Source organism: Pseudomonas sp. LBUM1647, assembly GCF_059716175.1.
The window spans coordinates 2654923-2667588 of record NZ_CP166809.1 but is presented as its reverse complement, the minus strand read 5'-3'; the positions used below and the strand labels follow the sequence as shown (position 1 = coordinate 2667588).

The window sequence follows — 12666 nt, the reverse complement described above, 5'->3', positions numbered from 1 at the left end:
AGCGGGCCAAGGCTCGATAGACTGCGCGACATCCCCCATCTACAGAGGCCTGGCCAAATGGAACACGTCGATCACATTCTCATCGTGGACGATGACCGCGAGATCCGGGAACTGGTAGGCAACTACCTCAAGAAAAACGGCCTGCGCACCACCGTCGTGGCGGATGGACGACAAATGCGCACGTTCCTGGAGTCCACGCCGGTGGACCTGATCGTGCTCGACATCATGATGCCGGGCGACGATGGCCTGATGCTGTGCCGTGAGTTGCGCGCCGGCAAACACAAGGCCACGCCGGTGCTGATGCTCACCGCACGCAACGATGAAACCGACCGCATCATCGGCCTGGAAATGGGCGCCGACGATTATCTGGTCAAGCCGTTCGCCGCTCGTGAACTGCTCGCCCGAATCAACGCCGTGCTGCGCCGCACGCGGATGCTGCCGCCCAACCTGGTGGTCACCGAAAGCGGTCGCCTGCTGGCCTTTGGGCGCTGGCGCCTGGACACCTCGGCCCGGCACTTGCTCGATGAGGACGGCACGATGGTCGCGCTCAGTGGCGCGGAATATCGGTTGCTGCGGGTGTTCCTCGATCATCCTCAGCGGGTGCTCAATCGCGATCAATTGCTGAACCTGACCCAAGGCCGCGATGCCGACCTGTTCGACCGCTCCATCGACTTGCTGGTCAGCCGCTTGCGCCAGCGCTTGCTGGACGATGCCCGCGAACCGGCCTACATCAAAACCGTGCGCAGCGAAGGCTATGTGTTTTCCTTGCCGGTGGAAGTCCTCGGGGCGCCCTCATGAACCTCTCGATGCGCTGGCCTCGCACCCTCGCCTCGCGACTGTCGCTGATCTTCCTGATCGGCTTGATTCTCGCGCAGGCGCTGTCTTTCGGAGCGCAGTACTACGAGCGGTACGAAAGCACGAAGAACACCATGCTGGGCAATCTGGAAACCGACGTCTCGACCTCCATCGCCATCCTCGACCGCTTGCCGGCCGAAGAGCGCATGAGCTGGCTGCAACAACTGGATCGACGTAACTACCGCTATTTGTTGAACGAAGGCTCGCCGGGCATGCCCATGAGCGATTCACCCATAGCGATGACGTCGATCAAAGAGGCCATCGGCAAGGATTACCCGATGACGGTGACCGACATCCCCGGGCCGGATAAACATTTTCAAGTCCACCTGAAACTGGCGGACGGCAGCCCGCTGACCATCGACGTGCGACCCTCGATGGTGCCGTTGTCGCCGTGGTTACCCATCGTGTTGCTGGGGCAACTGGCACTCATGCTCATCTGCACCTGGCTGGCCGTGAGAATCGCCATTCGCCCCCTCACCCGCCTCGCCCAAGCGGTAGAGACCCTGGACCCCAACACCCACGCGGTGCACCTGGACGAAAAAGGCCCGACCGAAGTCGCCCATGCCGCCATGGCCTTCAATTCGATGCAGGCGCGCATCGCCGCTTACCTCAAGGAACGCATGCAACTGCTGGCGGCGATTTCCCACGACCTGCAAACCCCGATCACCCGCATGAAACTGCGCGCCGAATTCATGGACGACTCCGCCGAGAAAGACAAACTCTGGAATGATCTTGGCGAGATCGAACACCTGGTGCGCGAAGGCGTGGCCTATGCCCGAAGCGTTCATGGCGCCACCGAGGAAAGTCGCCGCACCCATCTGGATTCGTTCCTCGACAGCCTGGTGTTCGACTATCAGGACATGGGCAAAGACGTTCAACTGGGCGGTAAAAGTGACGCGGTGATCAACACCCGACCGCACGCCTTGCGGCGGGTGCTGGTGAACCTGACGGACAACGCATTGAAGTTCGCTGGCGCCGCCGAGTTGAGGGTGGAAGCGAAGACTGACGGCAGTTTGTCGGTGAAAGTGATGGACCGCGGGCCGGGGATTGCCGAGGAGGAATTGGCCCAGGTGATGGAACCGTTTTATCGCGTGGAGAACTCACGTAACCGCAGCACCGGCGGGACCGGGTTGGGATTGGCGATTGCACAGCAGTTGGCGTTGGCGATAGGGGGATCGTTGACGTTGAGTAATCGTGAGGGAGGTGGGTTGTGCGCGGAGCTCAAATTGCCGGCTCAGTAGCATGATCGTTCCCACGCGAACGGTTCGACGTGGGAACGATCGGCAGTCAATCAGGCCGGGTAGTTGGCCCGCAGGGCTTCAAGACCGCCCTGGTAAATCCCGGCAAACAACTCCTCAACCTCTTTATCACTCACCCCAACAGGCGTAAACCGCCCAGACCAGCTCACTCGCGCGCCCTGCCCCTGCGTTTCAACACTGATAGTCGCCAGATAGTCAGTAGCCGGAAACGGCGCCTGCAAAATCGAATAACTGTAAGTCTTCCCAGCGTTATCAAACGCCTCCAACCGCTCAACCACCACCGCCCCGTCCGCCGTTTGCAGGCTACGCACCCGGCCGCCTTCACTCAGCTCGCTTTTCGGGATAAACGGCAGCCAGTCCGGCAGCGTGTCGAAGCCGCCAATCAATTGCCAAACCTGGTCGGCGGTCGCCGGGATGTCGATGAATGCTGATGCTGTAGCCATGAAATATTCTCTCTCAATCAATAAGGGTCAGATCGCCATGCTGTCGACAACACCGCCGTCGACCCGCAAAGCTGCGCCGGTAGTGGCCGACGACAGCGGCGAGGCGATGTAGGCCACCAGGTTGGCGACTTCCTCGACATCCGCCACACGCTGGATGATCGACGTCGGCCGGGCCTTGCGCACGAAGGCATCGGCTTCTTCCCGAACGCTGCGCCCCGATTTGTCAGTGGCGTCCTTGAGCATCTGCTCCAGGCCATCGGTCAACGTCGGGCCAGGCAGGATTGCATTAACCGTCACCCCAGTGCCCGCCAGCCGCTTGGCCAAACCATGGGACACCGCGAGGTTGGCGCTTTTGGTCACGCCGTAATTGAGCATGTCGGCCGGTGTTGCGACCCCGGACTCCGAGGACAGGAAGATCACCCGGCCCCAGCCCTGCTTGACCATGTCTGGCACGTAATGCCGTGACAGGCGCACGCCGGAGATCACGTTGACCTCATAAAAACGCGTCCACTCACTGTCCGGTGCGTCGAAGAAATCCACGTCGTTGAAGATCCCGAGGTTGTTCACCAGGATGTCCGCCCGTGGTTCGGCGGCGAACAACAACTCGGCGCCTTCAGCCGTGCCGAGGTCTGCGGTCAGGCCACGCAACTGCGCGTCTGGCACGCTCTGGCGAATGCTCGCCAGCGCCTGTTCGACTTTGGCCGTCTCACGGCCGATCACCACCACCGTGGCGCCGGATTCGGCCAGCGCCTTGCTGATGCCCAGGCCAATGCCGGCGGTGCTGCCGCTGACAATGGCGAGTTTTCCAGTCAGATCGATTTTCATGCTCAACCTCCAATGATCGGCAATGGCGCACGTTCAGACACCAGTTTCGCGTCGCGCATCGCCTGCCAGAAAGCAGCGGGAATGACAGCCGACATCGCGGCCACGTCTTCAGCAATCCGGTCCGGACGGCTGGACCCCGGAATCACCGCCGCCACGGCCGGGTTAGCCAACGAGAACTGCAACGCAGCTGCCTTGATGTCGACACCATGCGCGGCAGCGATGCGTTTGATCTGCTCGACTTTGTTGATGATCGCCGGGCTGGCTTTCTGGTATTCGAAGTGTGTGCCACCGGCCAAAATGCCCGAGCTGTAAGGACCACCGACCACGATCTCGACGTTCTGCGCCAGCGCGGCGTCCATCAGACGTTGCAAGGCACGGTCGTGGTCGAGCAGCGTGTAGCGACCGGCCAGCAGAAAACCGTCCGGCTGGGCTTCGGTCAGATCCAGGGTCAGCTCGCACGGTTCAACCTTGTTCACGCCCAGGCCCCAGCCCTTGATCACGCCTTCGTCGCGCAAGCGGGTCAGCACTTTGAAAGCGCCAGTGCGGGCCTGGTTGAAGTATTCCAACCATTGATCGCCGTAGAAGTCCTGGGCGATGTCATGTACCCAGACGATGTCCAGACGATCGGTTTGCAGGCGCTTGAGGCTGTCTTCGATGGAGCGCATCGTGGCGTCGGCGCTGTAGTCGTTGACGATCTTGTTCGGGCGACCGTGTTCGAACACTCCACTTTTTTCGCCCAAGTCACGGGCCGCGGCGTCTTCGATTTCATCGAGAATCACTCGGCCGACTTTGCTGCTGAGTACATAGTCGTCGCGGTTGTACTGGGCCAGCGCGGTGCCAAGACGAATTTCCGACAAGCCCGAACCGTAAAACGGTGCGGTGTCGAAGTAACGCACGCCGGCATCCCAGGCAGCGTGGACGGTGGCCATCGCCTCGTCTTCAGGAATGGCGCGGAACATGTTGCCCAATGGCGCGGTACCGAAACCCAGCGCGCCGGGCAGTTTGTCTTTCAAGCTCATGGGTGAATCCTCTTGAGTGTCAGGGGTCAGCTGATGTGACCGATGAGCAGATCCTAGATTGCAAGGGTCGGACCGTCCAAGACATAATGCGCAGCACTTGAGTCCCTAGAGGTCTGACATGATCGACATCCGCCAGTTGCGCTACTTCGTCGCCGTCGCCGAAGAAGAACACGTCGGTCGCGCCGCCGAACGCCTGCACATTTCCCAGTCGCCCCTGAGCCGGCAGATCGCCCAGCTTGAAGAGCGCCTGGGGCTGACCCTGTTTGAACGCAGCCAGCAACGCATTCGCCTTACCCGCGATGGCCAGACTTTTCTGGCCGAGACCCGTGCCCTGCTGACCCACGCCAATCGCCTGGAATCCCTCGGCAAGCGCCTCGGTCGTGGCGAAGAAGGCGGCTTGTGCATCGGCTACATCGAAAACGCCATGCACGCCGGCGTCTTGCCAAATGCCTTGCGGGTACTGCGGATCGACCGACCGAACGTGCACGTCGCGCTGTACAACCAGAATTCCGCCGAACAACTCGAAGGCCTGCGTCAGCGTAGTCTGGATATCGCACTGGTCAGCGAACCGCCCGTCGCCGACGACCCGGACCTGCTGGGTTTTCAGGTGCTGGACGATCCGATGCTGCTGGCCCTGCCCGAACATCATCCTTTGGCGAACCACACAACACTGACCCCGGCGGACCTGGCCGATCAGGAGTGGATCGGCGTGCAGCACCACCAGAATGTCACCAACCGCCAAGACTTCGTCAGCGCCTGCATCCGCGCCGGCTTCACCCCGGACATCCGCATGGAAGCCACCGGCCCCTTCACTGCATTGGCTCTGGTGGCCTCGGGACTAGGCATCGCCATGATTCAGAAAGGCTTGAGCCGCAACGCACCGCCGGGCGTGGTCCTGCGGGAAGTGCCGTGGATTTGCTTCACCAGACCGCTGTGGGCGGCGTGGCACCGGATTAATTTGCGACCGCTGGTGGAAACGTTCAGGAAAGTGCTGACGGAACCGGGTTCGGCTGACTCACTCTGAGACTTCAAGATCAAAAGATCGCAGCCTCGTTGCACTCGACAGCTCCTACAGGTGTACGCCAAACCCTGTAGGAGCTGTCGAGTGCAACGAGGCTGCGATCTTTTGATCCGCTGGAGATGTCGTTTGGTTGCTCACCCAGGTTTGGTGCTTTACTGAAAAGACCCCGAAATCCTGCGAGAAGCCCGCATGAACCGCAACGACCTGCGCCGCGTCGACATGAACCTGCTGGTGATTTTCGAAACCCTGATGTTCGAAAAGAACCTGACCCGGGCCGGGGAGAAGCTGTTTCTCGGTCAGCCCGCCGTCAGTGCCTCACTGGCCAAGTTGCGCGACCTGTTCGACGACCCGCTGCTGGTACGTAACGGTCGGGTGCTGGAGCCGACCCAGCGGGCCCTGGCGATCCTCAAGGAATTGCAGCCGGCGATGGACACCATCTCTGGCGCGGTCAGCCGGGCCAAGGATTTCGACCCGTCCACCAGCCGCGACGTGTTTCGCATCGGCCTGTCCGACGACGCCGAGTTCGGCCTGTTTCCGCCGCTGCTCAAGCAAATACGTGAAGAGGCGCAGAACGTCGTGGTGGTGGTGCGTCGGGTGAATTACTTGCTGATGTCGTCGATGCTCGCCTCCGGGGAGATCTCCGTCGGGATCAGCTACACCACGGAACTGCCGGCCAACGCCAAGCGCAAAAAGTTGCGTGACCTGAGCGTCAAGATCCTGCGCGGCGACAATCGTCCCGGCACCCTGACCCTGGATGAATACTGCGAACGCCCTCACGCGCTGGTGTCATTTTCCGGGGATTTGACCGGTGCCATCGACAATGACCTCGCGCGCATCGGCCGCTCACGCCGGGTGGTGCTGGCGGTGCCGCAATTTGCCGGCCTGCGCGCCTTGCTGGCCGGCACCGATTTGCTGGCCACGGTGCCGGACTACGCGGCGTGCGCGCTGATCGAAGGCAGCAGCCAGCTGCGTGCCGACGACCCGCCGTTTGACATCGTACTGTCCGAACTGTCCATGGTCTGGAACGGCGTCAACGATAACGATCCGGCAGAACGTTGGTTGCGCTCGCGAATTGCCCAACACATGGGCGCTCCACTGCCGGGGCATTAATCGATTGGAAAGACGCGGGGTCGGTTTCGCGCAGGTACACCGGCAGGTCAGTGACCGGTGGCATCACCGGAATTTCGAAGTACATCTGGATCACCCAGCCGCGGTGATAACTGGCGTGATTGACCACATGCATCAGTATCGCGCCGGCGCTCATGATGCCGCTTTCCCCCGAGACAAAGCTGAACTCGACGGGTTTATCCAGCGAAGCATCAGTCTGCCGTTCGCTCCAGTCGCAGTACCAGTGATCGATGTCCTTTTGCGCCATGCGCAGCTCAGCGAGGTCGGGGTGCAGCAGATCGTGTGAAGTTTTAAAGCCGTGCCCTCGGCCTTCGAGGTGGGCCCGCCAGATGCAGTCCACCACGTAGAGGTGGTTCAGGGTGCCGATCATGTTCTTGAACACCGACACGCGCTCTTTATTGACCTCACCCGGTGGCAGTGCGGCCAGGCTGTCAAAGAGGCGTTGATTGGCCCAGCGTTTGTAATCGGCAAGCATGCGGGCAGTGCGTACGTTAATCATCGGAGGTCTCCCATTGTGATGGGCGCACTGCCAAGCATAGCCCTCAGGGCGAGCGGCATTGCAAACGCTGATTACCGGTCACTTCGCGACCTGTGCTGCGCTGTGGCGAGGGGATTTATCCCCGTTCGGCTGCGAAGCAGTCGTGAATTCAGACAACGCGGTGCATCAGATAAATCGTGCGTTCAGGTTTTACGACTGCTTCGCAGCCGAACGGGGATAAATCCCCTCGCCACAGCGCGGCTGCTACAAAGAATGCGGAGTTAGATGGTCCACCACCCGATTAGCCAGCGCCAGGCAACTGGTCAAACCCGGTGATTCGATTCCGAACAGGTTCACCAACCCCGGCACACCATGCTCGGCCGGACCACTGATGACAAAGTCGGCCGCTGGTTCGGTCGGTCCGGTGATTTTCGGACGGATGCCGCTGTAGGCCGGTTGCAGGCTGTTATCGGGCAATGCCGGCCAGTAGCGCCGGATCGCCTCGTAGAAGCCATCGGCTCGGCGTGGGTCCACACGATAATCGACGTGATCGACCCATTCGACGTCCGGCCCGAAGCGCGCCTGGCCGCCCAGGTCCAGCGTCATGTGCACGCCCAGCCCCGCACTTTCCGGTGCCGGATACACCAGATGCCGGAATGGCGCCCGGCCGCTGAAACTGAAATAGCTGCCCTTGCACAATCGTGCCTCGGGAACGTGCTGCGACGGTAAGCCTTCAATCCGGCTCGCCACCTCAGACGCAAACAATCCGGCGCAATTGATCAACTCGCGACAACTCAAGGCCATCGGTTGGGCACCACCCATCTGCAGATCGAAACCATGCTCGGTGCAACGGGCCGACGCCAGTGGCGTATGAAAAACCAGCGAAGTGCCGCTGGCCTCGGCATCCGCCTGAAGCGCCAGCATCAGGGCATGGGAATCGACAATCCCGGTGGACGGCGACCAGAGCGCAGCGACGCAGGACACTGCCGGTTCAAGTTCCCGCGCCTGTTCGGCGTCCAGCCATTGCAGGTCATCGACGCCATTGCTGTGGCCCTGCTCCAGCAACTTGCGCAAGGCCGCGCACTGACCGTCATCGGTGGCGACGATCAACTTGCCCAGGCGCCGATAATCGACGCCGCGCTCATCGCAAAAGGCGTAAAGGCGTTGTTTGCCCTCCACGCACATTTGCGCCTTGAGGCTGCCGTTCGGGTAGTAAATGCCGGCGTGGATCACTTCCGAATTGCGCGAACTGATGCCCACGCCAATCCCCTCGCCCGCCTCGACCAGGAACACTTCCCGCCCGCTGCGGGCCAGGGCTGTGGCGACCGCCAGCCCGACCACTCCGGCCCCGACCACCACACACTCGATATCGACGCTCACCTGCCCTCCGCTCCTTTCACGCCAACCCTCGTTCCCGATAATCGATCAGGCTGGAGAATATCGCCAGCAGCATGGCCATGACCACGAAGAAGATCAGCACCAGGAAATACGACCCGGTGAACTGCACGATCAGCCCGATCAGGATCGGCACGATCACCCCGGCCATATTCCCGCAGAAGTTCATGGTGCCGGCCAGCACGCCGGTTTTCGAGGTGCCGCCGAGGATCGACGGAATGCACCAGTACATGCCGCACCAGCGAATGAAAAACATCGCCACGCAGAGCAAGCCGATCGCTTTGCTGGCCTCGCTCGCATACGCCACCGCCAGCATGCACAGGGCCGCCACCAGCGCCGAACCGCTGAACATGCTGCGCATGACGAGGTTGGGCGAGGCGCCGCTGGATTTCCATTTATCCCCCAGATAACCGCCGACCAGCTCGCCGACAAAACCGCACATGAAGATCAGGAACGTCGCCCCGCCCATGCTCGAAATGTTCAGGCCGTGAGTCTGGTGCAGGTAGCTCGGCATCCAGGTCAGCAAGCCGTAGAACACGCTGAGAATGCAGCAATAACCGGCGAACATCGCCAGCACCGAGCGATCCTTGAGCAGCTCTTTGAGAGGAATGCTGGTGACCGCGCCGGGTTGGCTGACTTTGATATTGCCTTCAGTGATGTGCGCCAGTTCCGCAGCATTGACCCCAGGGTGTTCGCTGGGATGGTTGCGGATGTATTTCCAGGCCAGTACACCGGCGAGCATGGTGCCGATGCCGGCAATCACGAAGGCGATACGCCAGGAGTCGAACCAGCCGATCAGGCCGGCGATGATGATCGCGCCGAAGGCACTGCCCAGCGGTGCACCACCGTCGACCAGCACTGCGCCGCGCCCACGTTCGTTAGGCGTCAGCCAGGCGCCGTTGAGTTTGGCCCCGGCCGGCATGATCGGCGACTCGGCAATGCCCAGGCCCATGCGGGTGATCAGCAGCGTGATCCAGTTGTGCGCGCCGGCGGCCAGGGCCTGAAAGGCGCCCCAGGCGACGGTCGCAATGACGATCACACGGCGGGTCTGAAAACGATCCAGCAGCATGCCGCCGGGAATCTGCATCAATGCGTAGGACCAGAAAAACGCGCTGAGCATCAAACCCTCCAACGCTGGCGGGATCTGGAACTCACTGGAAATCAGCGGCAAGGCCACCGACAGTGAGGCGCGGTCGATGTAGTTGATCGCGGTCAGCAGCAACATGATGAGGAAGATCCGCCAGCGCACGCTGGTGGGGCGCTCGGTTGCAGACGCGGCTGCCAGCCGCAGGGTTTCGGCACTCGGATTGTTCATGAGGGGCGCTCTTGTTTTTGTGGATGCAAGCGACCCAACACCTGTCAGTCAAAACGCAAATCCTGTGGGAGCGAACTGTGGCGAGGGGATTTATCCCCGTTGGGTCGCGAAGCGGCCCCCCGTCCCTTCAGACAGACCGGTTTGTCCGGATTGACGACTGCTTCGCAGCCGAACGGGGATAAATTCCCTCGCCACAGTTCGCTTCCACAGGTTCTGCGTCTTGTCTGCCTGGCATTGGGCTAGCGGCCCCACTCTAATCACGCACCCGACAGCTGAATAATGAGGGGATCTGATTGGGGGATCACCGAATGTCATCCCCCCAATCGATCAGAACGTACCGGGGTAACTGCCGCCGTCCAGCAACAGGTTTTGCCCGGTGAGGAAACCGGCGTGGGCGCTGCAGATGAACGCGCAGTAAGCGCCGAACTCGTCGGGCTGGCCGAAACGCTGGGCCGGCACGTGCTTGCGCCGCTGCTCGCTGATGCTCTCGACCGTGGTGCTGTTGGCTTCGGCGGCGGCACTGAGGGTTTTGTGCAGGCGCTCAGTCTCGAACGGGCCTGGCAGCAGGTTGTTGATGGTGACGTTGTGCCCGGCCAGACGCGACTGACGCGCGAGCCCGGCGATGAAACCGGTCAGCCCGCTACGGGCGCCGTTGGACAGACCCAGCACATCGATCGGCGCCTTCACCGCGCCAGAGGTGATGTTGACGATGCGCCCGAAACCGCGCTCGGCCATGCCATCGACGCAAGCCTTGATCAGTTCGATGGGCGTGAGCATGTTGGCGTCCAGCGCCTTCAACCAGTCTTCGCGCTGCCAGTCGCGAAAGTCGCCCGGCGGCGGGCCGCCAGCGTTATTGACCAGGATGTCTACCTGCGGACACGCCGCCAACACCTGCTCGCGCACCGCAGGCGTGCTGATATCCCCGGCCACCGTGCGCACTTCGATGCCCGGTGCCAGGTTGCGCAATTCTTCGGCCGCAGCCTGCAAGGTTTCGTTGCCACGGGCGTTGATCACCAGATTGACACCCTCCTTCGCCAAGGCGCGCGCACAGGCCAGACCCAGCCCCTTGCTGGCGGCGCAGACGATGGCCCAGCGACCCGATATTCCCAATTCCATGACGATGCTCCTGTCGGTTCGAAACCCTTACGTTACCACTGCAATACAACTCCTCAGGGGATGACAAAGGGTGATCACCGGATCAGACCTTTTCATTATCAGCCGCCTCCCACGCTAATTACTGTCTCCAGACCAATAAGAACCGGAGACACCCATGAACCCGTTCCAGTTTTATTTCCCCACGACCCTGAAAAGCGGCAACGGCCTGGTGCGTCAGGCCGGTGCGCTGCTCAAGCCGCATGTTCGAAAAAAACTGCTGGTGGTCACCGACGAAGGGCTGATGGCGTCGGGCGTGATGGAAGGTTTTTTCGCCTCGTTGGCCGACAGTGATATTCACTACGAAGTGTTTTCCGGCGTAGAACCGAACCCCACCACCGACGTGCTGGAACGCGCCGTGGCGTTCCTGAAAAACCACGACTGCGACTCGGTAATCGGCGTCGGTGGCGGCAGCAGCATCGACACTGCCAAGGGTGTCGCGGCCATGGCCACCAACCCCGGCAACATCCTCGACTACGAGGGCTACGACAAACTGCTGCACCCGCCGCTGACGATTTTCGCCATTCCGACCACCTCCGGCACCGGCAGCGAATGCACGGCCTCCACGGTCTTCACCAACACCAAAACCCTGTTCAAGACCGTGATCATCAGCCCGGCGCTGTTTCCGAAACTGGCGATTCTAGACGCCGAACTGACGCTCAAACTGCCGCCATCGATCACCGCTGCCACGGGCATGGACGCGTTGACCCACGCCATCGAGTCCTACGTGTCGAAGCAGGCCAACCCGGTCAGCCAGGCCCTGGCGCTGCAAGCGATCAAGATGATCTGCACCCACCTGCCGAAGGCATTTTTCAGCGGCTCCGACCTCCACGCCCGGGAACAGATGCTGCTCGGTTCGTTCCTCGCCGGCGTCGCGTTCGCTCAGTCAAAACTGGGCAACGTGCACGCGATCTCCCACACCTTCGGCGGCGTGTTCAACATTCCCCATGGCATCGCCAACGCGACGCTGCTGCCCTACGTCATCGAATACAACCTGGCGGCCTGCCCGGAGCTGTTTCGTGAAATCGCCATGGCCATGGGCGAGAACGTCGATGGCCTGAGCGTTGCCCGCGCCGGGCACACAGTGGTGGAGCACGTGGTGGCGCTGAACAAGGCCATCGGCATTCCCGACAACATCAAGGACCTGGGGGTGGACCTGGACTACATGCCGCAAATGGTCAGCGACTCGATGCGCAGCGGCAACGTGCTGGTCAATCCACGCCTGACCACCGCCGCCGATATCGAACGAATCATCAGCAACGCCTGGCACGGCACTCATTCCTAAAGAGACGACTCCCATGTTTTACGAAATGCGCACCTACACGATTCAAATCGGAAAAATGCAGACCTACCTCAAGCACTTCGAAGAAACCGGCCTGCCGGTGATCTCCCGCTACACCACGCTGGTGGGCTGGTGGTACACCGAAATCGGCGAGCTGAATCAGGTCATCCACATCTGGGCCTACGAGAGTCTCGATGACCGGATCAAGAAACGGGCCGCGCTGTATCAAGACCCGGACTGGCTCGAAGGCTTCGTGCCGAAGGCGTTCCCGATGCTGGAAAAGATGGAATCGAAACTGCTGATCGCCGCGGATTTCTCACCCATCAAATAACCTCAGCCTTCGGATCAACACAATCCCCTGTAGGAGCTGCCGCAGGCTGCGATCTCTTGATCTTGGCGCCTTCAAGGGCAATAAAAATCAAGATCAAAAGATCGCAGCCTTCGGCAGCTCCTACAAAGGCAGATTCCTGGCGTCTGTTAAATCCCAAGGACAA

The 12666-nt window shown here is 61.1% G+C and carries 13 protein-coding genes; 6 read left to right on the top strand and 7 right to left on the bottom strand.

The features are described 5' to 3' along the window. Window positions 1–57 precede the first annotated feature (57 nt). The gene (locus ACA059_RS12115; RefSeq protein WP_033060285.1) at window positions 58–798 is read left to right on the top strand and encodes a response regulator; all 741 of its coding nucleotides are present in this window, start codon (window positions 58–60) and stop codon (window positions 796–798) included. Continuing rightward, window positions 795–2096 (top strand): ATP-binding protein, encoded by a 1302-nt coding sequence (locus ACA059_RS12110; RefSeq protein WP_497633971.1) that lies wholly within the window; start codon window positions 795–797, stop codon window positions 2094–2096. The genes ACA059_RS12115 and ACA059_RS12110 overlap by 4 nt, the downstream gene beginning before the upstream one ends. Window positions 2097–2146: 50 nt before the next feature. Here ACA059_RS12110 and ACA059_RS12105 read toward each other — a convergent pair whose 3' ends face one another. From ACA059_RS12105 to ACA059_RS12095, 3 genes are read right to left on the bottom strand one after another with little or no spacing between them, the layout of a single operon-like run. Next, complete coding sequence (locus ACA059_RS12105) at window positions 2147–2557, bottom strand: SRPBCC family protein (RefSeq protein WP_497633970.1); 411 nt, start codon at window positions 2555–2557, stop codon at window positions 2147–2149. 27 nt (window positions 2558–2584) lie between these two features. Next, complete coding sequence (locus ACA059_RS12100; protein WP_497633969.1) at window positions 2585–3382, bottom strand: SDR family NAD(P)-dependent oxidoreductase; 798 nt, start codon at window positions 3380–3382, stop codon at window positions 2585–2587. Window positions 3383–3384: 2 nt separating this feature from the next. Further along, entirely contained in the window at window positions 3385–4401 is a 1017-nt protein-coding gene (locus ACA059_RS12095; protein ID WP_497633968.1) for an aldo/keto reductase, read from the bottom strand. A 118-nt stretch (window positions 4402–4519) separates the two neighbouring features. On the opposite strand from ACA059_RS12095, the gene ACA059_RS12090 reads away from it, so the two are divergent. Both ACA059_RS12090 and ACA059_RS12085 read left to right on the top strand, forming a co-directional pair. After that, window positions 4520–5425, top strand: a complete 906-nt coding sequence (locus ACA059_RS12090) for a LysR substrate-binding domain-containing protein (RefSeq protein WP_497633967.1) — start codon at window positions 4520–4522, stop codon at window positions 5423–5425. A gap of 186 nt (window positions 5426–5611) precedes the next feature. Next, window positions 5612–6532: a LysR substrate-binding domain-containing protein gene (locus tag ACA059_RS12085; protein ID WP_497633966.1), complete on the top strand. Its 921-nt coding sequence runs from the start codon at window positions 5612–5614 to the stop codon at window positions 6530–6532. Here the strand turns inward: ACA059_RS12085 and ACA059_RS12080 are convergent. From ACA059_RS12080 to ACA059_RS12065, 4 genes are all read right to left on the bottom strand, one after another. Then, window positions 6453–7049, bottom strand: a complete 597-nt coding sequence (locus ACA059_RS12080) for a DinB family protein (RefSeq protein ID WP_497633965.1) — start codon at window positions 7047–7049, stop codon at window positions 6453–6455. The two genes, ACA059_RS12085 and ACA059_RS12080, sit on opposite strands and share 80 nt — an antisense overlap. A gap of 243 nt (window positions 7050–7292) precedes the next feature. Next, complete coding sequence (locus tag ACA059_RS12075; protein WP_497633964.1) at window positions 7293–8408, bottom strand: NAD(P)/FAD-dependent oxidoreductase; 1116 nt, start codon at window positions 8406–8408, stop codon at window positions 7293–7295. Window positions 8409–8424: 16 nt separating this feature from the next. After that, a complete protein-coding gene (locus ACA059_RS12070; protein ID WP_497633963.1) occupies window positions 8425–9738 on the bottom strand; it encodes an MFS transporter in 1314 nt (437 codons plus the stop codon). 327 nt (window positions 9739–10065) lie between these two features. Then, complete coding sequence (locus ACA059_RS12065) at window positions 10066–10854, bottom strand: SDR family oxidoreductase (RefSeq protein WP_497633962.1); 789 nt, start codon at window positions 10852–10854, stop codon at window positions 10066–10068. A gap of 154 nt (window positions 10855–11008) precedes the next feature. Here ACA059_RS12065 and ACA059_RS12060 point away from each other — a divergent pair, with 154 nt between their 5' ends. Next, complete coding sequence (locus ACA059_RS12060; RefSeq protein ID WP_497633961.1) at window positions 11009–12175, top strand: iron-containing alcohol dehydrogenase; 1167 nt, start codon at window positions 11009–11011, stop codon at window positions 12173–12175. 13 nt (window positions 12176–12188) lie between these two features. Beyond that, window positions 12189–12503, top strand: a complete 315-nt coding sequence (locus tag ACA059_RS12055; protein WP_046055817.1) for an NIPSNAP family protein — start codon at window positions 12189–12191, stop codon at window positions 12501–12503. Window positions 12504–12666: the final 163 nt, after the last annotated feature.

Bases quoted from the DNA above. Each gene is read 5' to 3' on its own strand.
- ACA059_RS12095 (WP_497633968.1), bottom strand. From the start codon at position 4,401: ATGAGCTTGAAAGACAAACTGCCCGGCGCGCTGGGTTTCGGTACCGCG.
- ACA059_RS12105 (WP_497633970.1), bottom strand. From the start codon at position 2,557: ATGGCTACAGCATCAGCATTCATCGACATCCCGGCGACCGCCGACCAG.
- ACA059_RS12085 (WP_497633966.1), top strand. From the start codon at position 5,612: ATGAACCGCAACGACCTGCGCCGCGTCGACATGAACCTGCTGGTGATT.
- ACA059_RS12110 (WP_497633971.1), top strand. From the start codon at position 795: ATGAACCTCTCGATGCGCTGGCCTCGCACCCTCGCCTCGCGACTGTCG.
- ACA059_RS12090 (WP_497633967.1), top strand. From the start codon at position 4,520: ATGATCGACATCCGCCAGTTGCGCTACTTCGTCGCCGTCGCCGAAGAA.
- ACA059_RS12055 (WP_046055817.1), top strand. From the start codon at position 12,189: ATGTTTTACGAAATGCGCACCTACACGATTCAAATCGGAAAAATGCAG.
- ACA059_RS12065 (WP_497633962.1), bottom strand. From the start codon at position 10,854: ATGGAATTGGGAATATCGGGTCGCTGGGCCATCGTCTGCGCCGCCAGC.
- ACA059_RS12060 (WP_497633961.1), top strand. From the start codon at position 11,009: ATGAACCCGTTCCAGTTTTATTTCCCCACGACCCTGAAAAGCGGCAAC.
- ACA059_RS12115 (WP_033060285.1), top strand. From the start codon at position 58: ATGGAACACGTCGATCACATTCTCATCGTGGACGATGACCGCGAGATC.
- ACA059_RS12080 (WP_497633965.1), bottom strand. From the start codon at position 7,049: ATGATTAACGTACGCACTGCCCGCATGCTTGCCGATTACAAACGCTGG.
- ACA059_RS12070 (WP_497633963.1), bottom strand. From the start codon at position 9,738: ATGAACAATCCGAGTGCCGAAACCCTGCGGCTGGCAGCCGCGTCTGCA.
- ACA059_RS12100 (WP_497633969.1), bottom strand. From the start codon at position 3,382: ATGAAAATCGATCTGACTGGAAAACTCGCCATTGTCAGCGGCAGCACC.